Source organism: Actinomyces naeslundii, assembly GCF_001956585.1.
GTDB lineage: Bacteria > Actinomycetota > Actinomycetes > Actinomycetales > Actinomycetaceae > Actinomyces > Actinomyces naeslundii.
Window position 1 is genome coordinate 31472 of record NZ_MSRR01000012.1, and the last position, 21880, is coordinate 53351.

The 21880-nt window shown below is 69.4% G+C and carries 16 protein-coding genes and 1 tRNA gene; 10 read left to right on the plus strand and 7 right to left on the minus strand.

The window, feature by feature from the left end; all coding sequences use genetic code 11:
• The first annotated feature begins 41 nt into the window (after positions 1–41).
• A complete protein-coding gene (locus BKH33_RS07075; protein ID WP_081395426.1) occupies positions 42–575 on the plus strand; it encodes a VanZ family protein in 534 nt (177 codons plus the stop codon).
• 143 nt (positions 576–718) lie between these two features.
• Here the strand turns inward: BKH33_RS07075 and BKH33_RS07080 are convergent.
• Positions 719–802: transfer RNA gene (locus BKH33_RS07080), tRNA-Leu, on the minus strand.
• A 257-nt stretch (positions 803–1059) separates the two neighbouring features.
• Between BKH33_RS07080 and BKH33_RS07085 the strand changes: the two genes are divergently transcribed.
• From BKH33_RS07085 to pknB, 7 genes are read left to right on the plus strand one after another with little or no spacing between them, the layout of a single operon-like run.
• Positions 1060–1767, plus strand: a complete 708-nt coding sequence (locus BKH33_RS07085) for an FhaA domain-containing protein (protein WP_003783548.1) — start codon at positions 1060–1062, stop codon at positions 1765–1767.
• A complete protein-coding gene (locus BKH33_RS07090) occupies positions 1764–2240 on the plus strand; it encodes an FHA domain-containing protein FhaB/FipA (RefSeq protein ID WP_003783696.1) in 477 nt (158 codons plus the stop codon). The genes BKH33_RS07085 and BKH33_RS07090 overlap by 4 nt, the downstream gene beginning before the upstream one ends.
• On the plus strand, positions 2237–3673 hold the full coding sequence (locus tag BKH33_RS07095) for a PP2C family protein-serine/threonine phosphatase (RefSeq protein WP_076066626.1): 1437 nt from the start codon (positions 2237–2239) through the stop codon (positions 3671–3673). Before BKH33_RS07090 ends, BKH33_RS07095 begins: the two co-directional genes overlap by 4 nt.
• Position 3674: 1 nt before the next feature.
• Positions 3675–5408 carry an FtsW/RodA/SpoVE family cell cycle protein gene (locus tag BKH33_RS07100; protein ID WP_076142668.1) on the plus strand — a complete coding sequence of 578 codons (1734 nt, stop codon included), beginning with the start codon at positions 3675–3677 and terminating at the stop codon, positions 5406–5408.
• On the plus strand, positions 5405–6907 hold the full coding sequence (locus tag BKH33_RS07105) for a peptidoglycan D,D-transpeptidase FtsI family protein (RefSeq protein WP_075405801.1): 1503 nt from the start codon (positions 5405–5407) through the stop codon (positions 6905–6907). Before BKH33_RS07100 ends, BKH33_RS07105 begins: the two co-directional genes overlap by 4 nt.
• Positions 6904–8031 (plus strand): serine/threonine-protein kinase, encoded by a 1128-nt coding sequence (locus BKH33_RS07110; protein ID WP_003783695.1) that lies wholly within the window; start codon positions 6904–6906, stop codon positions 8029–8031. The genes BKH33_RS07105 and BKH33_RS07110 overlap by 4 nt, the downstream gene beginning before the upstream one ends.
• Entirely contained in the window at positions 8028–10088 is a 2061-nt protein-coding gene (gene pknB / locus BKH33_RS07115; protein ID WP_003783589.1) for a Stk1 family PASTA domain-containing Ser/Thr kinase, read from the plus strand. The genes BKH33_RS07110 and pknB overlap by 4 nt, the downstream gene beginning before the upstream one ends.
• A 97-nt stretch (positions 10089–10185) precedes the next feature.
• Here the strand turns inward: pknB and BKH33_RS07120 are convergent, their stop codons facing one another.
• Together BKH33_RS07120 and BKH33_RS07125 are read right to left on the minus strand one after the other, a co-directional pair.
• Positions 10186–10929 (minus strand): response regulator, encoded by a 744-nt coding sequence (locus BKH33_RS07120; RefSeq protein ID WP_076142669.1) that lies wholly within the window; start codon positions 10927–10929, stop codon positions 10186–10188.
• Positions 10930–11046: 117 nt separating this feature from the next.
• On the minus strand, positions 11047–12567 hold the full coding sequence (locus BKH33_RS07125) for a sensor histidine kinase (protein ID WP_003783743.1): 1521 nt from the start codon (positions 12565–12567) through the stop codon (positions 11047–11049).
• A gap of 609 nt (positions 12568–13176) precedes the next feature.
• Here BKH33_RS07125 and BKH33_RS07130 point away from each other — a divergent pair.
• A complete protein-coding gene (locus BKH33_RS07130; RefSeq protein ID WP_232621410.1) occupies positions 13177–13863 on the plus strand; it encodes a DUF4352 domain-containing protein in 687 nt (228 codons plus the stop codon).
• A gap of 111 nt (positions 13864–13974) precedes the next feature.
• Here BKH33_RS07130 and BKH33_RS07135 read toward each other — a convergent pair whose 3' ends face one another.
• Both BKH33_RS07135 and serC read right to left on the minus strand, forming a co-directional pair.
• On the minus strand, positions 13975–15165 hold the full coding sequence (locus BKH33_RS07135) for a phosphoglycerate dehydrogenase (protein WP_003783631.1): 1191 nt from the start codon (positions 15163–15165) through the stop codon (positions 13975–13977).
• An 83-nt stretch (positions 15166–15248) separates the two neighbouring features.
• Complete coding sequence (gene serC / locus BKH33_RS07140; protein WP_003783722.1) at positions 15249–16328, minus strand: 3-phosphoserine/phosphohydroxythreonine transaminase; 1080 nt, start codon at positions 16326–16328, stop codon at positions 15249–15251.
• Positions 16329–16644: 316 nt separating this feature from the next.
• Between serC and BKH33_RS07145 the strand changes: the two genes are divergently transcribed.
• Positions 16645–18201 carry a DUF4832 domain-containing protein gene (locus tag BKH33_RS07145; protein WP_003783690.1) on the plus strand — a complete coding sequence of 519 codons (1557 nt, stop codon included), beginning with the start codon at positions 16645–16647 and terminating at the stop codon, positions 18199–18201.
• Positions 18202–19010: 809 nt separating this feature from the next.
• Here the strand turns inward: BKH33_RS07145 and BKH33_RS07150 are convergent.
• Both BKH33_RS07150 and BKH33_RS07155 read right to left on the minus strand, forming a co-directional pair.
• A complete protein-coding gene (locus BKH33_RS07150) occupies positions 19011–20519 on the minus strand; it encodes a glycoside hydrolase family 36 protein (RefSeq protein ID WP_003783543.1) in 1509 nt (502 codons plus the stop codon).
• Positions 20520–20655: 136 nt separating this feature from the next.
• The gene (locus tag BKH33_RS07155; RefSeq protein ID WP_003783792.1) at positions 20656–21873 is read right to left on the minus strand and encodes a Gfo/Idh/MocA family protein; all 1218 of its coding nucleotides are present in this window, start codon (positions 21871–21873) and stop codon (positions 20656–20658) included.
• Positions 21874–21880 lie beyond the last annotated feature (7 nt).

Here is a 21880-nt window from a genome sequence, read left to right on the forward strand (position 1 = left end):
CGCCCGCCTTCCGGGGTCCTCCGGGGGCGGGCGGTAGCGTCGTGAGCGTGCCCACCCAGCAACCCACCCCCCAAGCCCTGACCTCCACCGACGCCGACAGCACCCACCCCACCAACAGCCCTGACAGCCCTGACAACTCTGACAACTCTGACAACACTGTCACCCCCGCCGTCACCACCCACGAGCGGATCGCCCGCGTGGCCGCTGTCATCTTCCTGGTCATCATCTGCGTGGCGGTCGTGTGGCCCTCCGGACGCGAGGTCGCCGAGCTCAAGGACTCGCTGGGGCCGGCCTTCCTCAGCCAGGAGGGCAAGGACGTCGTCCTCAACCTGGTCATGCTGGCACCGGCCACCTTCTGCACCGTCGCGGGCTGGCGGGACGTCCCCTGGTGGATGTGGGCGCTGGCGGGCTGCGTCGTCGGGCTGAGCGCCGAGGTCCTTCAGAGCCTCCTGCCGATGCTGGAGCGGCGGCCCTCACTGGCCAATGTCGGACAGAACGCCGTCGGTGCCTGGGCGGGCGCCCTGGCCGCCTGGTACCTGCTGCGCCGCCTGCACCCCCGGCCCGCCTCGGCCTGACCCGTACCGGAGCCGACGACCCGCCGACGGCGCTGACCGCCCTGCAGAGAGCAGTAAAGAGCAACAGAGAGCGACAAAGTAAGTAACCGGGAACGGGCATAGCGAAAGGCCCGGACCTTGAAGGTCCGGGCCTTTCCGTTCTGTGCGCGGGGGGGGACTCGAACCCCCATGATCGTAAGATCACACGGACCTGAACCGTGCGCGTCTACCAATTCCGCCACTCGCGCGAGAAGCGAGCATGAGACTAGCCCGCCGACCCCGCCGACGTCCAATCCTCACCCCCGCATTCGGCCGTGAGACCGCTCACGACACAATTACCTCACACAGACGGGGCCGTCTTCCCTGCGATGGCTTCGCTACCGTTACGATGGGAACGGTATCGACCTGCACGCAGGTCCGTGCAGGCCCATAGCGAGGCGGGGCCGTCCCGCCTCCCGGCTCCATCCCGGGGGCCGCCACACCATATCTGGGGGAGGTACTGTCCATGGGATTCCTGGACAAGTTCGAGAAGGGCGTCGAGAACGTCACGAACCGCGCCATGTCCCGATTCTCGGACGACATCGAGCCCATCGAGATCGCCTCGAAGCTCCGCGAGACCATGGACAAGCGTGCCGCGTCCTTCGCGCGCGACCGTTCAGTGGTTCCCAACATCTTCCGCATCCACCTCACCCCGCCGAGCATCGAGCGCATCACGGCCTGGGGCCAGGACGAGATGGTGCGTCAGATGGAGGAGGTCGCCACCTCGCACGCCGCCGACCAGGGCTACTCCTTCGTCGGCCCGGTCGAGGTCTCCTTCCTCGTCAACAACAACCCCAACGCTCCGGCCATCGAGATCGAGTCCTCCACGCGGCGCGGCGCCGCCGCTCCGGCCGCCTCCGCCTCCGCCACCCCGGCGCACCCGATCGTCGACATCAACGGCCAGCGCTACCTGCTCACGGGCCCGGTCACCGTCATCGGGCGCGGCTCGGAGGCGGACATCATTGTCGATGACTCCGGCGTCTCACGCCGTCACCTGGAGATCCGTCTGACGCACGGCAACGCCATCGCCAGTGACCTGGGCTCGACCAACGGCACCTTCGTCGAGGGTCAGCGAGTCGATGCCGTCACACTCGTGGACGGCAACACCCTCACTATCGGGCGCACCCAGATCCTGTTCTGGGACGGCACCCAGAACAGCGGAGTCAACGGGTGAGCGCACTCGCCTTCACGATCCTGCGGCTGGGCTACCTGGTCCTGCTGTGGTTCTTCCTGTACCTCATCGTGCGCGTCATGCGGCGCGACATGGCCGACTCCCCCGCCGCCGGCCCCTCGCGCCGGCGTTCCGCGGGCGGCTCCGAGCAGCCCCCGGGTCCTCCCCCCAGGGGCCGACGCCGTAGCGCCACCCGCCTGGTCATCACCGAGGGTCCCCTGGCCGGCTCGACCGTGCCCCTGAGCCCCTCGTCGATCATTATCGGCCGTTCTCCCTCGTGCACCCTGGTCCTCGACGACTCCTACGCCTCATCGCGCCACGCCCGCGTCTTCCCCAAGGACGGCGCCTGGTGGCTGGAGGACCTCGGCTCTACCAACGGAACCATGATGGACGGCCGCCCCGTGCACGGCGCCGTGGAGCTCCCCATGAACATTCCTGTCAGAATCGGCCAAACGACGCTGGAGCTGCGCTCATGACCATCTCCCTGCGCTTCGCCGCGCGCTCCGACGTCGGCCTGGTCCGCCAGTCCAACCAGGACTCGGGCTACGCCGGCCCCCACCTGTGCCTCCTGTGCGACGGGATGGGCGGGCCCGCGGGCGGAGACATCGCCTCAGCGGTCGCCATCGAGCACCTCATGCCCCTGGACGCCGACTCCCACCAGGCCGGCGAGCTGCTGGGCCTCATGCGCGACGCCGTCCAGGCCGCCCACACCGAGCTCGTCACCCTGTCCTCCCAGGACCCCGACCTCGCCGGTCTGGGCACCACCTGCATCGGCGTCATGCGCAGCGGCAACAAGCTCGCCATGGTCCACGTGGGCGACTCACGCGCCTACATGCTGCGCGACGGCACCCTCACCCAGGTCACCACCGACCACACCTTCGTGGAGTACCTCGTGGAGACCGGACGCCTCACCCGGGACCAGGCCCGCCAGCACCCTCAGCGCTCCGTCCTCCTGCGCGTCCTGGGCGACACCGAGGGCGAGGTCCAACTCGACGAGTCGATCCGCGAGGCGGTCCCCGGCGACCGCTGGCTGCTGTGCTCCGACGGCCTGAGCGGCCCGGTGACCGCCGAGACCATCGGCGAGGTCCTGGCCGGCGTCGCCGACCCGGGTCAGGCCGCCGACCAGCTCGTCGACCTGGCCCTGCGCGCCGGTGGGCCGGACAACGTGACCGCCGTCGTCTTCGACGTCGTCAAGGACGATCCCGAGCCGCAGACCGTCCCGCAGGTCGTGGGCAGTGCCGCCACCGAGCGCCTGGCTCAGGAGCGTGCGGCGGCCGCCAACCGCAAGGCCGACGGCGAGGCGGGGACCAAGGACTCCGAGGAGGCCAGCCCCGCCGCCAAGGCCGCGGCCCTCATGGCCACCCTGGAGGAACGGCCCGACTCCACCTCCAAGAAGGACTCCTCCGACGTCGATGAGGCCATTGCCGTCGAGGCCGCCACCCAGCAGAAGGCCCGGCGCCGTCACCGCCGTCGGGTCCTCGTGGGCAGCATCGTCCTGCTCGCCACGCTCGTCGGCGCCAGCGCCCTGTTCTACCGCTGGACCCAGACCCGCTACTACGTCTCCACCTATGACGGCCAGGTCGCCATCTACCAGGGGATCCCGCAGTCGATCGGCCCCCTCAAGCTCAGCCACTCGGTCAAGACCTACGCGGACCTGCCGGTGGAGAAGCTCGACAACAACATTCGCGAGCGCCTGGAGGCCACCGTCACCCAGAAGTCGATGAGCGAGGCGCAGACCTACGTCGACAAGACCGTCCGCTCCTACCTCAAGCCGGCCCGCTCCCCGCAAGGCTCATCGGACTCAACGGCCACGCCCTCCCCCTCCGCATCTCCGAAACCGACGTCCACTCCCTCATCGAAGACGCCTGCTCAACCGGCTCAGCCCGATCAGGCCGAGCAGGAGGGCTGAGATGACTGCTGCTCCAGGCCCCATGGGCGCCCCCGCAGGCGTAGCGACGATCCAACCCGCCGGCACCGCGAGGCACTCGGGCCGGTGGGCGGAGGCGGCGCTGCTCGGCGTGGCCCTGGTCCTCGGCCTGGGCGGCTTCGTGCTCACCGCGCTCAACCGCACCGGCTCCTCCCCCGCGCAGACCGTCATGCTGGGAGGCGCCTTCCTCGGCCTGACCGTCCTCATGCACCTGTGGGTGCGCTACACCGCCCCCTGGGCCGACCCGGTCCTCCTGCCGGCAGCGGTGGCGCTCAATGGGATCGGCCTGGCCATGATCCAGCGCCTGGACCTGGCCTACGAGGTCAACGAGCAGTGGCAGTTCTACGTCGGCGCCAAGCAGCTGATCTGGACGCTGCTGGGTGTCATCCTCTTCTGCGCCGTGCTCTTCCTGCTGCGCGACTACCGGCGCCTGAGGCGCTGGGACCGTTGGGCCATGTGGTCCGGCCTGGTCTTCCTCGTCCTGCCCTTCCTGCCCTTCATCGGTCAGAGCATCAACGGCGCCCGCATCTGGATCCGGATCGGCCCCATGAGCTTCCAGCCGGCCGAGCTCTCCAAGGTGCTGCTGGCGGTCTTCTTCGCCTCCTACCTGGTGGCCAACCGGGACAACCTGGCTCTGGCGGGCCGCAAGGTGCTGTGGATGAGCCTGCCGCGCGCCCGCCACCTGGGCCCCCTGTTCATCGTGTGGGGCGTGAGCATCTGCGTCCTGGTCCTCCAGAAGGACCTGGGCTCCTCGGTCCTGCTGTTCGGCCTGTTCGTCGTCGTCCTGTACGTGGCCACCGACCGCCCCTCCTGGCTGCTCATCGGAGCGGCCCTGTTCCTCCCGGCGGCCTGGTTCGCGGCCACGCACCTCCATCACGTCCAGCAGCGCATCAACGGCTGGCTCCACGCCACCGACAACGCCGTCTACAACGCCGCCGGCGGCTCCTGGCAGCTGCTGACGGGCATGTTCGGCATGTCCACCGGCGGACTCATGGGGGCCGGATGGGGCAAGGGGTCACCGACTCTCGTCACCTTCGCCAACTCCGACTTCATCTTCGCCTCGCTGGGCGAGGAGCTGGGCCTGACCGGCACGCTGGCCATCCTCATGCTCTACCTCGTCCTCATCCAGAGGGGGCTGCGTACTGCCGTCTCCCTGCGCGACGGCTTCGGCAAGCTCCTGGCAGTGGGCCTGTCCTTCGCCATCGCCCTGCAGATCTTCGTGGTCATCGGTGGCGTCACCCGGCTGATCCCGCTGACCGGGCTCACTCTGCCCTTCCTGGCCTACGGCGGCTCCTCACTCCTCGCCAACTGGGTCATCCTGGCCCTCCTGCTGCGCCTGTCCGACGCCGCCCGCCGTCCGGCCACCCACGCACCGCGGATCATCGACACGGCCGAGCTGCCGGTCTCCCTGCGTCGTCGGGTGCAGGACGCCGGCGCAGACGAGCCGGCCGAGGAGACGGTCGGCAGCAGCCCCTCCCAAGCCGCCTCTCCAGCCTCTGCCAGCTATGTCGACGACCAGCGAGCCGGTCAGCCCGAAGCCGGAGGCTACGGGCCCCCCTCCGCGGCGCCCGGCAACCCGACGAACGACGCGACCCCCACGGTCTTCGTCAGCCAGGAGGCACCGCCTCCGCCGCACACCGCACCGGACGGAGAGACACTGCGCTCATCGCGGGCCCCGGGTTTCAGTGACGACAGCGACAGGAGGCAGCAGCCATGAACCGACAGATCCGGCAGGTCGCCTTCCTGGTCCTGGTCATGTTCTCCGCTCTGGCCCTGTCCGTCACCAGCGTCCAGGGCCTGGCTCGCCCCGCCATCTGGGAACCACTGTCCGCCAACGGAGCCCTCACCTCCGACGCACGCAACTCGCGCACCGTCAGCCGGGAGTTCGGGACCGACCGCGGCCCGATCCTGCTGGCCGGTGGCACCACCATCGCCAGCACCCAGAAGTCCGACGACGGCCAGGGCTCCCAGAACTACCAGCGCGTCTACGCCAATGGCCCGCTCTACGCCCCGGTGACCGGCTACTTCTCGCCCGCCTTCGCCTCGATGACAGGCCTGGAGCGGGAGGAGAACTCCGTGCTCAACGGGGACGACCCCTCCTTGTTCTCCTCGCGGATCAAGACCCTGGTGACCGGCGGATCGCAGAAGGGCGGGGCCGTTGAGCTGACCATCAACCCCGAGATCCAGCAGGCGGCCTACGAGGCCCTGGGCAACCGTGAGGGCGCCGTCGTCGCTCTGGATCCCAGCACCGGGGCCATCCTCGCCCTGGTCTCCTCGCCCTCCTACGACCCCTCGGCGTTCGCCTCCCAGGATGCCAATGCCGCCATCGAGGCGAGCAAGGCCCTCAGCGAGGACTCCTCCCGGCCACTGGACAACCGGGCCATCGCCGGCAACCGCTACCCGCCGGGATCGACCTTCAAGATCATCACCACGGCGGCGGCGCTGCGCACCGGCAAGATCACGACGGAGTCCGAGGTCGACGCCCCCGACACCATCACCCTGCCGGGTACCAGCCACTCCCTGGAGAACTACGGCGGGGAGTCCTGCGGCGGTGGCCGGACGAGCTTCTCCCACGCCTTCGCCGAGTCCTGCAACACCCCCTTCGCCCGGCTGGCGATGGACGTCGGTGAGAAGGAGCTGTCCAAGGAGGCCAGTAACTGGGGCTTCGGCTCGGATCTGTCCATTCCGCTGAAGGTCACCCCCTCGGTCTTCCCAGACAACGACTCCCAGGCGCAGACGGCCATGGCGGGCATCGGCCAGGCCTCCGTGCAGGCGACCCCGCTCATGATGGCGACGGTGGCGGCCACCGTGGCCAACGACGGCGAGCAGATGACCCCCTACCTGGTCTCGCGGACCCTCGACCCGGACCTCAACGAGGTCAGCACCACCTCCAAGAAGGTGGCCCGCACCCCGATCGACTCCGCCACCGCCAAGTCCCTGTCCTCTCTCATGCAGACCGCCGTCGCCGAGGGCACGGGCACCAGCGCCCAGGTCGCCGGGGTCCAGGTGGCCGGCAAGACCGGTACCGCGGAGACCGGTACGGACAGCGGCCCAACCACCTGGTTCGTGGGCTTCGCCGGAACAGACATCAACAAGCCCCAGATCGCGCTCGCCGTCGTGCTCGACGGCAATGCCGAGACCGAGGACGGCGCCACCGGCGGCAAGATCGCCGGCCCCATCGCGGCTCAGGTCATCGATGCGGCGGTGGACCAGTGAAGCCAGTCGCAGGACTCCAGCTCCAGGGCCGCTACGAGCTCGTGGAGCAGATCGCCCTGGGTGGCATGGGGCAGGTGTGGCGTGCCACCGACCTGCGCTCGGGTCGGGCGGTGGCGGCCAAGATCCTGCGTCCCGAGCTGACCGGGGACGAGATCTTCCTGTCCCGTCTGCGCGCGGAGGCCAAGAACTCTCAGGGTCTGCGTCACCCCAACCTCGCCGTCGTCCTGGACTCCGGTGAGAAGGACGGCACCGGCTGGCTCATCATGGAGCTCGTCCAGGGCCGCGCCCTGTCCGACATCATCGCCGAGAAGGGCACCTTGTCCCCCGCCGAGATCCTGCCGATCCTGGCCCAGGTGGCCCGGGCCCTCCAGGTCGTCCACGACTCCGGCGTCGTCCACCGCGACGTCAAGCCCTCCAACATCCTCATCAACCGCGAGGGGCTGGCCAAGCTCACCGACTTCGGCATCTCCACCGGCATCAACCAGCGCCCGCTGACGGCCTCCGGCATGGTCATGGGCACCGCCCAGTACCTCGCCCCCGAGCAGGCCATGGGCAACATGGCCACCCCGGCCGGCGACCTCTACGGGCTGGGCATCATCGCCTACGAGGCCCTGGTGGGACGCCGTCCTTTCAGCGGCGCCACCCAGGTGGACATCGCCTTCGCCCACGTCAATGAGCAGGTGCCGGCCCTTCCCGACGCCGTCCCGCCGCAGGTGCGTGACATCGTCCTCAAGCTGCTCTCCAAGAAGCCGGCCGACCGCCCGCGCTCAGCACGCGAGGTGGCCCGCGCCCTGGATCGGGCAGTCGTGAACCTGCCCACGGACGCCTGGGACCCCCGCGAGGCGCTCAGCTGGGAGTCCACCGGCCGCCGTGGCCCGCAGACCCGTGAGCTGCCGCAGCCGACCACGGTGCGTCCCGGCCGTCACGCGGCCCAGGAGCCGACGCCGTCGCGCACCGCCCGGCACGCCTCCGGACGCTCCTTCCTCGGCCTCAATCTGCTAACCCTGAGAGTCATCATCCCCGCACTCGCCCTCATCACCCTGCACAGCACGGGTACGCTTGCCCATGCGCATCAGGTCATGCCAGCCTTGATGCTGAGCATCCCTGTCAAGGAGGTACTGTGACCAGTCAGTTCCCCCAGGTCCTCGCGGGCCGTTACGAGATCCGCGACCTCATCGGACGTGGTGGTATGGCAGAGGTGCACCTCGGCTACGACACCCGCCTGTCGCGGGTCGTGGCCATCAAGCTGTTGCGTTCAGACATCGCCGGCGACCCAACCTTCCAGGCCCGTTTCCGCCGCGAGGCCCAGTCGGCGGCGGCACTCAATCACCCCGCCGTCGTCGCCGTCTACGACTCCGGCGAGGAGGAGCTGCTTCAGCCCGGCGGCGCCAGCCGTACCGTGCCCTACATCGTCATGGAGTACGTCGAGGGGCACACCGTGCGCGAGCTCCTCAGCGAGGGCGAGGCCGTCCCGATCCCGGAGGCCGTGGAGATCGTCTCCGGCGTCCTGGACGCGTTGGAGTACTCCCACCGGGTGGGGATCGTCCACCGCGACATCAAGCCCGGAAACATCATGCTGACCTCCACCGGTGCGGTGAAGGTCATGGACTTCGGCATCGCAAGGGCCATTGAGGACTCCGCCTCCACGGTGACCCAGACCCACACCGTGGTGGGCACCGCCCAGTACCTCTCGCCGGAGCAGGCCCGTGGTGAGTCCGTCGACGCCCGCTCGGACCTGTACTCCACCGGCTGCCTCCTCTACGAGCTCCTCACCGGTCAGCCCCCCTTCCAGGGCGACTCCGCGGTGGCCATCGCCTATCAGCACGTGCGCGAGATTCCCAAACGGCCCTCCTCGCTGGCCGCCGACGTCCCCGAGTCCCTGGACCGGGTCATCCTCAAGTCGCTGGCCAAGAGCCGCGATGACCGCTACCAGGACGCCGCCCATATGCGCGCCGACCTGCAGGCGGCCGCTCGGGGCATGTCCGTGGCCGCGCCGGCCGCCGACTCCTGGTCCCCGGCCACCTCGGTCATGGCCTCACCGGCCGCCGAGCCGGTTCAGCCCACCTCCGCCTTCGCCCAGGTGCCCTCCGGGTCCTCTCCGATACAGGCGGCCAAGGAGGCCGAGGAGCCCGAGGAGAAGCCCAAGAGCCACGCCTGGGTCTGGATCCTCGTGTTCCTGCTGTTCATGGCCCTGGCCGTCGTCGCCGGGCTGTGGGCCTCCGGAGCCTTCGACTCTCACCCGACCCCGACGCCGAGTGCGACCGTCAGCAAGGTGGATGTCCCCGACGTCGCCGGCCAGGATGAGGACTCGGCCAAGAAGACCGTCGAGGACGCCGGCCTGAAGTTCGCCAAGGATGAGGTCGCCAACGACACCGTCAGCGCAGGCCTGGCCGTCTCCTCCGACCCGTCGAAGGGCACGAAGGTCGATCCGGGCACCACCGTCACCGTCCACTTCTCCACCGGATCGGCCACGGTCAAGGTGCCCGACTTGGAGGGCAAGACCCAGGAGGACGCCCGCAAGGCCCTCAAAGAGGCGGGGCTCGAGGGTGGCAACACCACCCTGGAGGACTCCTCCAGCGTCGCGAAGGACCGGGTCATCTACACCGATCCATCGGCGGGGACCTCCGTTGAGCGCGGCACCACGGTGAACCTGGTGCTCTCCACCGGCAATACCTCCGTCCCCGACATCAGCGGCCAGGACGAGGCCACGGCGAAGAAGACCATCGAGGACGCCGGCCTGAAGTTCAAGCGCGGCGACGACGTCACCTCCACCGAGGTCGAGCAGGGCAAGGCCGTCTCCTCCGACCCGGCCTCGGGCTCCAGCGCCTCAGCGGGAGACACGATCACCGTGCACTTCTCCAGCGGGGCCGGGGCCACGCCGACGCCGAGCAGCATGGTGACGGTGCCCAAGGACCTCAACGGGAAGACTGCCGATGAAGCGGCTGCCGAGCTGCAGAAGCTCGGTCTCAACGTTACCCAGGATCAGAAGGCCTCCAAGGACGTGGACGCCGGTAAGGTCATTGGCACTGATCCGAAGGCTGGCACTCAGGTGCCCGCCGGTTCCACCGTCAACCTCACGGTCTCCACTGGTAATAAGGACAGCGGGGACAACAACAACCAACAGCAACCAGCCAACCCCAATCCCGGCGGTGGCGGGAACAACGCCGGCGGCAACAACTGATCACCCGAGAGGCCATGGTGCCGGACTCGAGCTGATCCCCTCGTTCAGATGACTGGCCCCTGAGACACCACGGTCTCAGGGGCCGGTCGCGTCCCTGTCACCCCAGCAGGCCGGCGCGCTCGGCGAGGACCGCCAGGTGCACCCGGTTGCGGGCCCCCACCCGGTCCTGGGCGCTGTGCAGGTGGGTCTTGACGGTGGAGGTCGAGATGTACAGCCGGGTAGCGATCTCCTCGGTGGTCAGTCCCTCGGCCGCCGCCGCGATGACATCGAGCTCGCGCCGGCTGAGCCCGGCCGCGGCCTGCCGGGCCTGCGCCACGGCGCGCTGACGCTCCTCGGCGCGAGCGTCATAGGCCGCCACCACCGGGGCCGCGACCGCCGGCTGAGAGCGCACGTAGCGCAACAGCTCGGCCAGTGCGCCCGGGGACAGGACGGACTCGCCCATCATGACCCGGCGCAGTCCGGCGTCGAGCTCCTCGGAGGCCGAGTACTTGAGCAGGTAGCCCACCGCACCGGCCTCAATGACCCGCACGACGGCGTCATCGACGTCCCAGGTGGTCAGAGCCACGACATGAGGATGACGCGGAGCCGCACAGATCTGGCGCGTCGCCTCAATCCCGTCCATGACAGGCATCCCGAGGTCCATGAGCACGATATCGGCCTCAACCCGTTCAACGGCCTCGATCGCCTGGCGACCGTCACCGGCCTCGGCGACCACCGCGTAGTCCTCACGCGGCCGCAGAAGCGGTTTGATGGCGGCGCGGGTGAGCGGGTCGTCGTCGACGAGGATGATGCGCACAGGGGAGGACGGTGAGGGGACCGGGGCGGCGGAGGGGTCGGGCACGGGGCCAGCCTAGGTGCGTGCGCCGACACGATCACCGTCCCAACGGCCCAGACGCACGAGGATTCTTCAGGTCGAGTGCCCAGTGCCCTGATCCATATCTCCCGGGGCTCGGCCCGGTCAGCGGCCAGCCGGGGACGAGTCCACCGAGCGCCACGGCAGGTGCGCGCTCACCACGAACCTGCCGTGGCCGTCGGGGCCGGCACGGAAGGTGCCGCCGCAAATCTCCGCCCGCCGAGCCATGCCGCGCAGGCCCGAGCCGCCCTGGGTGTCACCGGCCACGGCACCGACTCCCGAGCCCGCTCCTGGTCCCCAGCCGGAGCCGACGACCTGAGGCGCCTCACAGGCCTCCTCACCATGCGCACCGGCTTCGGGCGTCGGCTTCTGGCGGGGGATCCGGTTGGAACAGGTGATGTCGATGCCGGCCTCCGGCCCGCCCTCGACCCTCAGCTGGACGCTCATGCCGGGCGAGTGCTTGCGGGCGTTGGTCAGGGACTCCTGGACGATCCGATAGACGGCGCGGGAGAGCACCTCGTCGGCCTCCGCGGCCCGATCGAGGTAGATCGACGAGCTCAGCGGCTGGCTGGCGGCGAGCACCCCGTCGACAACCTCCTTGAGGTCCTCCAGACGCGGGGCGGGCTCGGCCGCACCCACCGGTTCGCGCAGGACCGCCAGCAGAGAGCGCAGATCCTTCATGGCCCCCTGGGCCTCCTCCCGCACGCGCTGGGCGGCGGCCTGAGGACTCTCCTCATCCGCAGGGTCGGCGGAGCCCACGGCACCCTGGGAGTCCGGCGTCGCCAGCACCCCTTGCTCAAGGGCGGCGGCGTGGAGGGCAAGCAGCGACAGGCGGTGGCCGAGCCCGTCGTGCACCTCACGGGCCACCCGCTCGCGCTCGGCCTGCAGGCTCACGGTGTCCGCCAGGCGGGTCGAGGTTTGTGCCTGCTCCTCAGCGGTGCGCTCGGCGCGGGCCGATGCGGCAGCGGCCTCGTGGGCCCGACGTCGCGCCTCCTTCTCCCCGTCACGTGCGCGCAGCCACAGCCCGACGGCGATAGGCAGGGCCATGACCACCATCGCGAGGAACAGCACCTGCAGCGCCGACACATGGGTCACGGCATCGGGATCAGGTGATCCCGAGGCGATCTTCCCAATCATTGAGTTCCCAGTGGATCCATAGCTCGCGTCGCGGAAGAGCGCCACCAGGGTACCGACGGTGAGCAGGGCACCCGCGGCCCACGGGACTGGGTCTCGCAGGGACCGGGACCGGCGCACCACGGTGGTGAAGGCGATGAGTCCTACCGTGGTGTCCAAGAAGAGCGCAATGCCCGAGAGCGCCGAGGCGACCGTGATCGGTACCGGCCAGCGCCGACGCAGGAAGACGGCGACGAGGAGCACCAGCCCCATCAGGACCGCGGCAAACTCGAGCAGCACATTACCCGTCTGCTTGAGCGCCTGCTCATGACCGAAGTGCGACCCCAGCGCGATGAGGGAGTTCAGGAGGCACAGGACGAACAGTCCCAGGGAGCGCAGGACCGCGAGAGTGACCTCGAGAGTGCGGCGTTGCGACGGGGACAGGGATTCCTTGAACGACGGAGCTGGTCTCGCAGGGGTGAGCGGTGCAGGACCGTAGGGAGCCGCAGCCATCGGGGGGCGGAGGTGCGGGACCGCCCCCGCAGAAGCGGCGGGAGGAGTGGGATAAGCAGGATACGAGGGTGGCATGGGGTATCCCGAGTACCCCTGATACCCCGGGTGGGTGGGATAGGGAGAGTAGGCGGGCCGGCTCTGCGGGCCCGGCGTCCTGGAGGTGGGCGCCGCCCGGCCAACGCCGGCGACACCGCTCCACCCCGGCACGGGCGGTGTGCCGGGTGCAGGAGCGGACGGGTGGCCGGGGACTGACATGTGCTCACTGTAGAGCCGGGCACTGACACGCATAGTCACCCGATAGGACACGATTCCGGACGATCGAGCACCCGACTCGTCGTCCTTTCGGACAGTCCCGACAAGCACCCTTTTGGACAGCCGTCTCGGACTCATCGGTCGATGTGCCCACTGCGCAGCCGGGGCCATCGTTGTTCCCGTCAGCTGATCCCGTCGGCTCAAGCCATGACTCGTATCCCGGTCGGCGCCGCCGCTTCCGGTTCAGCACCTCACCGCCTACATCTCGAAGGACCCATCATGACCAACCCGGCCAACCCAGTCCCGCCCTCACCCGTCGGCAGCCCCGCCCCGGGATACCCTTGGCCACCGGCAGCCATGCCTGCCCCTGAGCCGAAACGCTCCTGGTTCGCCCGCCACAAGATCCTCACCGGTATTGGCGCCTTGGTCGCCGTCGGCATCGTCGCCTCCGCACTCAACGGCGGCGGAGGCACGGGGGAGTCCAGCGCCGCCGCCTCGCCCGCCGCCCAGTCCACCACCCAGTCCGTCGCCAGCGCGGCCCCCCAGGAGACTGCCGGACAGGATGCCGCCCCTGCACCCTCCCCCGAGCAGACGACTCAGGCCGACGACACGGGCAAGACGGATGCCGGCAAGACCGACTCCGGCCTGAGCTTCCCCGGGAAGCAGTCGGGAGACGTCGTCGGAAAGGCCGGTGACACGATCGACGACGACGGCGTCAAGGTGACCGCCACGACCGTGGCCGCGGGCGACGCCACCCTGGGCCCCACCGCCTGCTCGACCATCACGATCACCAACGGTTCCAAGAACAACCTGGACGTCAACGCCCTGGACTTCACCTTGCAGAACCCGGCCGGGGCGATCAGCAACAGCGGCTTCCTGGGGTCGAGCAACCACCTGTCTTCCTCCACGCTCATCGCGGGCGGCTCGGTCAGCGGCGATGTCTGCTTCGATACCGACGTGTCGGCCGGCGGTCAGTACGTGCTGCTCTACAAGCCCACGCTCTCGTTGTTCGGGCACCGCCGGGCCTGGGTCAACAACCTCTGACCCACAACTGGTCGGGCACATCCTGCGCGTGCGGGGACAGGAGCTCCTGTCCCCGCACGCGTCGTTCGTCCCGGCCGTACAGGTTCGTCCCCGGCCGAGAAAGCAGGCCGCTCAGATGCCGCGAGCGGACAGGACGCCGTCGATCGCGCGCAGCTCCTCGAGGACCCTGGGCTCGATGTCACCCTCGACGTCGACCAGCGTCACCGCCAGCTCGCCGCGCGACTTGTTGAGCAGGTTGGCGATGTTCTGCCCGTGCTGGGCCACGATCGTGGAGACCTGGCCGACCATGTTGGGCACGTTGCGGTTGACGATGACGAGCCGGTGCGTGTCCTCCTGCCGCGCCATGACGGCCTCGGGGAAGTTCACGGAGTTGTGCACCTGGCCGTCCTCGAGGAAGCCGCGCAGGGAGTCGGCGGCCATGATGGCGCAGTTGCGCTCGGCCTCCTTGGTGGAGGCGCCCAGGTGGGGCAGGGAGATGCACTTGGGGTGCTTGTGAACCTGCGTGGAGGGGAAGTCGCACACGTAACCGCGTAGCGTACCCTCGTCCAGGGCGGCCACGACGGCGTCGGTGTCGACGATCTCGTCCCGCGCGAAGTTGAGCAGCACCGCGGTCTCCTTCATGAGGGCCAGGCGCTGGGTGCTCACCAGCCCGCGGGTGGCGGGGATGAGGGGCACGTGGACGGTGAGGATGTCCGCGCGGCGGAAGACCTCCTCCATGGAGTCGGCCCGCTCGACCTCGGCGCTCAGGTGCCAGGCGTGCTCCACGGAGATGCCCGGGTCGAAGCCGACGACGTTGAGGCCCAGCCCCAGGGCCGCGTTGGCCACCTGCACACCGATGGCCCCCAGCCCGATGACGCCGAGGGTGCGGCCGGGCAGCTCGAAGCCGACGAACTGCTTCTTACCGGCCTCGACGGCCTTGGCGATCTCGGCGTCGTCGCCCTCCAGGGTGTGGGCGAAGCGGGCCGCCGGGATGAGGTTGCGCGAGGCGATGAACAGGCCCGCCAGAACCAGCTCCTTGACGGCGTTGGCGTTGGCGCCGGGGGTGTTGAACACGGGCACGCCGCGCTCGGTGAGCCTGTCCACCGGGATGTTGTTCGTGCCGGCGCCGGCGCGGGCCACGGCCAGGACCGAATCCTCGATGGGGGTGTCGTGGAGCTTGGCCGAGCGCACCAGGAGGGCGTCGGGCTCCTCCACGGATCCGCCAACCTCGTAGAGATCGTCGGGCAGGCGGGACAGGCCCGCCCCGGAGATGGCGTTGAGAGTACGGATGCGGAACTTGCGGTCAGCGCTGCTGGTGGTCACGGAGGTACTTTCTTCAGAACGGTCCGAATGGAGGGGCGGTTGCGGCGGGAAGCCGAGCCCAAAGGCCGGCAGGCGGCTCAGGCTCAGGCTCGGTCGGCGAAGTCGGTCATGTAGTCGATGAGGGCGCGCACGCCCTCGATCGGCATGGCGTTGTAGATGGAGGCGCGCATGCCGCCCACGGAGCGGTGGCCCTTGAGGTTGGTCAGGCCCGCGGCCTGGGCACCTGCCAGGAAGTCGGCGTCGAGGGCTGGGTCGGCCAGGGTGAAGGGCACGTTCATCCAGGACCGCGAGCGCTTCTGGACCGGGTTGGCGTAGAAGTCGGAGGAGTCGATGAAGCCGTAGAGGAGCTCGGCCTTGGCGCGGTTGCGCTCGGCCATCGCCTCCAGGCCGCCGCCGTCCTCGATCCAGTGGCCGATGAGCCCCAGCAGGTAGATGGCGAAGGTGGGGGGCGTGTTGAGCATGGAGTCGGCGTCGGCCATCTTCTGGTAGTCCAGGACGGTGGGGGTCACCGGGCGGGCGTGCCCCAGCAGGTCCTCGCGCACGATGACGACGGCCAGGCCCGAGGGGCCCATGTTCTTCTGGGCGCCGGCGTAGATGAGGCCGTAACGGCTGACGTCGATGGGCCGCGAGAGGATCGTGGAGGAGAAGTCGGCCACGAGCGGCACGTCGCCGGCCTCGGGCACGTAGTCGAACTCGACGCCGCCGATAGTCTCGTTGGGCGTGTAGTGCAGGTAGCGGGCGCTCTCGGGCACGGTGAAGGAGCCGGGCTCGGGGGTGGTCGTGTAGGAGGAGGCGGCCTCGTCGGCGGGCACGACGACGTCGAGCTCGTAGGCGCCGGCCTGCTTGATGGCCTTGGCGGACCACTGGCCGGTGTTGAGGTAGGCGACCGTGTCACCGGGGGCGGTCAGGTTGAGGGGGATGCCGGCGAACTGGGCGCTGGCCCCTCCCTGGAGGAAGAGGACGCGGTAGTTCTCAGGGATGGACAGGAGTCGGCGCAAGGTGGCCTCGGCGTCGGCCGCGCAGGCCACGAAGTCGGCTCCACGGTGGGAGACCTCCAGGACGGACATTCCCGATCCTCCCCAGCTGGTGAGCTCGGAGGCGGCCTGCTCGAGGACGGGCAGGGGGAGCTGGGCGGGACCGGCGGAGAAATTGAAGACGCGCACGGAGTCATCATTGCCTCTTATGCGCGCGGCGGCAATCTCGTCCCGCCTGGCGACGATGACACCTCTTCATCCCACCCCGCCTCGGCCGGCCCCGAAGAGCTCCTCAACGTTCTCCCCAGCCGACAACGCCGGCCGACATCGGGCCACAGCCGGAACGAGGCGCAGCACGGCGCGAAATTCTCATGTCCTCTAAAAGTACGGGTGACATAGGCGCTCCGCCCTGTCAACCAAGCACGTTGTCAGCGATAGCACAGGTAGACCGCTCAACTGACCGGTAGGGTTTACCCACACCCAGGTCCCTACCTAACAAGTTTTCATGATCGATTCACAGCACGACGAGACCACTTCGGCAGCAGCTCCCGGCTCCAGCTCGAGGGCCGCAGAGGAGTCGCACGGTCCAGGTTCTGATCGCGAGCCCTCCTTGGGCCGCCAGTTGATCGACCGGCTCCGCAGGGGGCGCAGGCCGCGACTCGGCGCCCTCATTGTGGCGCTCGTCGCCGTCGTGTCCCTGGCCACCGGGTTCCGGGCCTGCAACTGCAACCGGGCCTGGACCGAGGTGCCGGCGGCGGCCACACCGGAGGCCAACCCGCTCAAGGGCATGATGCCCTTCGCGCCGTCGGACGCCTCCTACTCGCCCGGGCTGCCCGAGACGGCCCCGCCCTACACGATGGAGTGGCTGACACTGCCGGTCAGCGACGTCGTCGCCGGGCCCGGCTCCTACTCGTGGGACAAGCTCGAGGCGCACCTCAACGCCATCGCCGCGCGCGGGCACCAGGCGGTGCTGCGTTTCTACGTCGACTACCCCGGTCGCCCCAGCGGCATGCCTGCCTACCTGCTGAGCTCCCATGAGGTCCCGACCCGCGAGTACACGGTCAACGGCAACGCGCCGGGCCAGTCGCTGGCGCCGGACTACAACGACCCCGAGATGATGTCGATGCTCACCGGCTTCATCTCCGCCCTCGGCCAGCAGTACGACGGCGATCCGCGCCTGGCCTTCATCACCCACGGCCTGGTGGGCTTCTGGGGCGAGGGGCACACCTACCCGATGAACGGCAAGGTCTCCGGGGAGAACCCCTCCGGCGAGAACTGGATGCCGTCGACGGCGAACCAGAACACCCTCGTCGACACCTGGGACGGCGCCTTCCAGGTGACGCCGACGCTGGCCCGCTACCCGTCCGCGGAGACGGCCAAGCACAGAGTCGGCTACCACGACGACTCCTTCGGCTACGCGACGATGGACACCGCCGACTGGCACTTCCTGCCCCAGCTGAAGCAGGCCAAGGCGGACCAGGCCTGGCAGCACTACCCGATCGGCGGCGAGATCTACCCCGGTATCCAGGAGTGCTCCGTGCGCAACCCGGGCAGCTGCATGGCCTCGGGCTCCAACGGAGGAACAGTGGACATCAGCGCCTCCATCAAGGCCACGCACGCGAGCTGGCTGGTGGACAACTGGGCCTTCACCACGACGCTCAACGGCACCGAGCGCGAGCGGACCGTGCAGGCCTCCGCCGAGACCGGCTACGATCTGGCGGTGGCGCGCTGGCGGATGCGCAACGGCAAGGTCGAGGTGCAGATCGCCAACAACGGGGTGGCCCCCTTCTACTACAACTGGAACGTGGAGGCGGTGGCCTTCAATACCTCGACCGGTACGGAGGTCGGGCGCACCACGCTCAGTGGCGACCTGCGCAAGATCGAGATCGGCAAGACCCAGACCTTCTCCGGGCAGCTGCCGGACGACCCGGCCGGAGAGAACACGATCCTGGTACGCGTGGTCAACCCGCTGGAGTCGGGCCAGCCGCTGCGCTTCTCCAGCGCTGGCCAGGACCAGACGCTCCCCGGCTACCTCACCCTGGGCCGCACCCCCACCAAGTAGGGCCCCGGCCCGACGACGGCGAAATCCCAACGGAATCTGGCGGGGCTTCGGCCCAGGACCGGCCTCCCCGGCCAGTTCTGCGCCGACAGCTCGCGCACTACTCATCCCGCTGTCGAGTGCGTCGAGGCGCGCGGGACCTACGGCCGGCTGAGGATCGGGTCGTTGACAGCGGTCTGGCGGGGCGCTGGTGTCCATGGCGCTGACATCAACCCCGCACCGGCGTCGCAAGCCGGGAAGGATCCTTGGAATTCCAACGGTTCCCACTGGGCGTGCCGACGGCGGGCTCGTTGATGTCAGCGCCGTGGACACTGGGCTGCTGACGTGCTCGATTCCGCGAGGTCTTGTGAGGTCTTGGTCGTGAGGCTGCGCGCCCTCATCTCCCGCCGCCTGACTCCTGCCCGGCCCCTTCTGGTTCCCACGCTGCCTCCTGGCAGTGGCTCGACGCCCACTAAGCCCTGGGCACCGTCCTCGGACCGCCCCACTCCACGAGGGTGGGGATCTACTGGCCAGGGGTCGTGCGTACTGCACGAACCCACCACCCATGTGGAGTACCCCCACCCCTTTTCCAGTAGCCCCCAACCCTCGTGCAATAGACGTCTTGGCCCGGCTGACCGGGCCCGGGTACCGGGTCAAGTGCAAAGAGGCCACTAACCGGTATCTCCAGTGATGGCGATGGAGTTGACTTGCGAAGCCTCAAGCGAGCGATGCGCACACACAGACCAAACAGATCATGAAGAGGCGACCAAACAGTCGATCAAGCGATCCACCTAGCTTTAACCGACTCCAGCCAGCCGGGGCTCAGCCCCGCCTCACAGAGGGTAGGCCGACGCCTTGCCCTCGATGGCCTCGGTGAGGTCGATCTCGCGCTCGCCCAGGCTGAAGCGGTAGCGGCCCAGGATCTCCAGGGGCTCGTCCTCGGCGGCCAGGTAGGCGCGCACGGCCTCCTTCTCCTCGTCGTCGAGCCAGGTCATCTGGTCCGACAGGCACCGGTAGCGGCTGGCCTCGGCGACATCGCGCAGCCACTGCATCTGGGTGTCATCCAGGAGGTTGCGGCGGTGGCGGAAGAAGACGACGTCGGGGTCGACCCCGATGACCCGGCCCAGCCAGAGCCGGTTGATGCCGGCGTGCAGGGCGTTGTAGGCCTTGGCGTCGGAGAGGTCGTCGGAGGCGTAGTTCTCCCACATGGGGGCCACGTCCGGCCCTACCCTCACCGCGTCGAGCAGCCCAATGGAGGGCATGATGAGCGCCCCGGACCCCAGGAGGAAGGTCTCGTCGCCGGCGGTGTCGCGCACGAGGCGCAGCCCGGTGCGGTAGGCCTCCTCCCGGTCGATCTGGCGGTGCCGGTAGCCGGGGATGGCGGCGGCGTTGATGAAGTCGAGCTTGAGGTAGCTGAAGCCCCACCGGTGGACGATCTTGGCGATGAGCTTGCGCACGTAGGTCTGGGCGGTGGGGTGGGTCGTGTCCAGCGCGTAGTAGCTGCCGCCCCAGTTGGAGCCGGCCACGGCCAGTCCACCGTCGGCGTTGTGGACGAACATCTCCGGGTAGTCGCGCACCGCCCGGGAGCCGGGCAGGGCGATGAAGGGCGCCACCCACAGGCCCGGCTGCATGCCGGCCTCGCGGATCCGGGTCGCGGCGGCCTCCATGCCGTCGCCGAAGCTCTCACCGGCCTCCCAGTCGCCGACCGCGACCTCCCAGCCGTCGTCGATCTGAAGCGTGGAGAAGCCCAGCTCGGCGACCTGCGGGATCTCGCGCTCGAGGGCCTCCTGCGAGATGCCCTCGTAGTAGGAGTACCAGGAGCACCACACGCTCTGCGGCTCAATGGCCCGGCTGCCTAGGCTCTCGCCGAGCTCGCGCGCGTAGCGGGCCATGACGGCGGTGGCCGGGCCGGGCAGGATCACCCAGCGCGCCGGGTCGCCGGACTCGGTGAATGCCTCCAGGACCGCGGTGTCGGCGCGCACCCGCGGCGTGCGCCCGTCCAGGCAGCCCACGAGCAGCGCCCCGGCGGAGTCCTCCAGAACCGCCATCCAGGCGGAGTGGTGGCGGACGGTGTCGTCCCAGGGGTCGTCGTCGGCGGTCCGACGGCGCTGCTCATCGGCGATACGCATCGGCGCCTCGCTCAGGCGGCGCCAGCCCGACGGCGACCAGGAGTTCTGGCCGGTGCGGTAGAACTCGCCGTCGCGCATATCGTGCAGGAGGGTCAGGTGGGAGGCCTCGACGTAGACCGCGCCGGTGGCGCCACCGGCCCCGTGCTGGGTGGTCACCGTGCCGTCGCAGGCCAGGGCGATGCTGCGCCCGGTCAGGGTGATGTGGTGAATCATGCGCTCTCCTCGAATCCTGCCTGTCCGCCTACGGGCGAGGTCCTCGTGAGACCCCGGCCCCGCCCGGCTCGCACTGTACGTGGTGCCGACCGTCCAAACCGACTTTTTCTTCATAGATGACGCGGAGCCGCGTCATCTATGAAGAAAATGTCGATGAGTCCGGGCCCCGCTGGCCACGATGGAAGTAGGCCGCCAGGTCCGCGTCGAGCTCGGGCACGTCGTAGGGGACGGACCCCGAGCGCAGGGACCGGGTGGCCAGCACCCCGGCGGCGACCGCCTCCCGGGCGGAGACCGGTGAGGCGTCGGTGACCCCGCCGTCGCGCACGAAGCGCAGGAACTCATCGATGGCGAGCTGGTCGGCGCTGTCGTGCCCGGTGCCCTCCTCGGCAATGACGTACTCCTGCGTGGCGCACTCGCTGTAGTGCTCCGTGCGCTCGGTCCACACCTTGACGACGTCGCCGGCGCCGTCGCCGAGGTTCTCGGCCCGGCCGCGGTTGCCGATGACCGTGTAGCTGCGCCAGTAGTCGGGGGTGAAGTGGCACTGCTGGTAGGAGGTCATGACCCCGTTGCGCATGGTCATCATGAGCATGGAGTGGTCCTCGACGTCGATGACGGGGTTGAGGTCGCTCACCTCATCGGCCGGCCAGTGATCGAGGCTGAACCAGTCCTGCATGACGGTGCCGGCGCTCGTTCCCGGCTCCCGGCGCCCGGCCTCGCCGTAGACCATGAGCCCGCCCATGCCGACGACGCGGGCCGGCTCGGAGGTGGCCAACCAGCTCATGACGTCGATGTCGTGGGCGGCCTTCTGCAGCAGCAGGCCGGTGACGTGGCGGCGCTCGGCGTGCCAGTCGCGGAAGTAGTAGTCACCGCCGTTGCCCACGAAGTGGCGGCACCAGATGGCCTTGAGCTCCCCGATCCGCCCGGAGTCGATGATCGACTTCAGCAGCCGCACCACCTCCATGTGGCGCATGTTGTGGCCCACGTAGAGCCGGGTGCCGGTGCGCCGGGCCGTGGCCAGGATGCGGTCGGCGCTCTCGATGGTGATGGCCAGGGGCTTTTCCAGGTAGACCGGGATACCGGCCTCAAGGAAGAAGCAGGCCAGCTCCTCGTGCGTGTCATCGGGAGTGGTCAGGACGACGGCGTCGAGCCCGCACTCCAGCAGGTCGCGGTGGTCGCCCACGACCGTCACCCCCTCGGGCAGGAGCCGCTCGGCACGCTCGGCGGCGTCGGGGGCGGTGTCGGCCGCGGCGACGAGCCGGGCCGGAACGGGCGAGGAGTCCGCGAGCGCGGCCAGGTAGCAGCGGGCCCCGATGCCGACGACGCCGACCCGCAATTCCCTTGACGATTCAAGCATTCTCCCG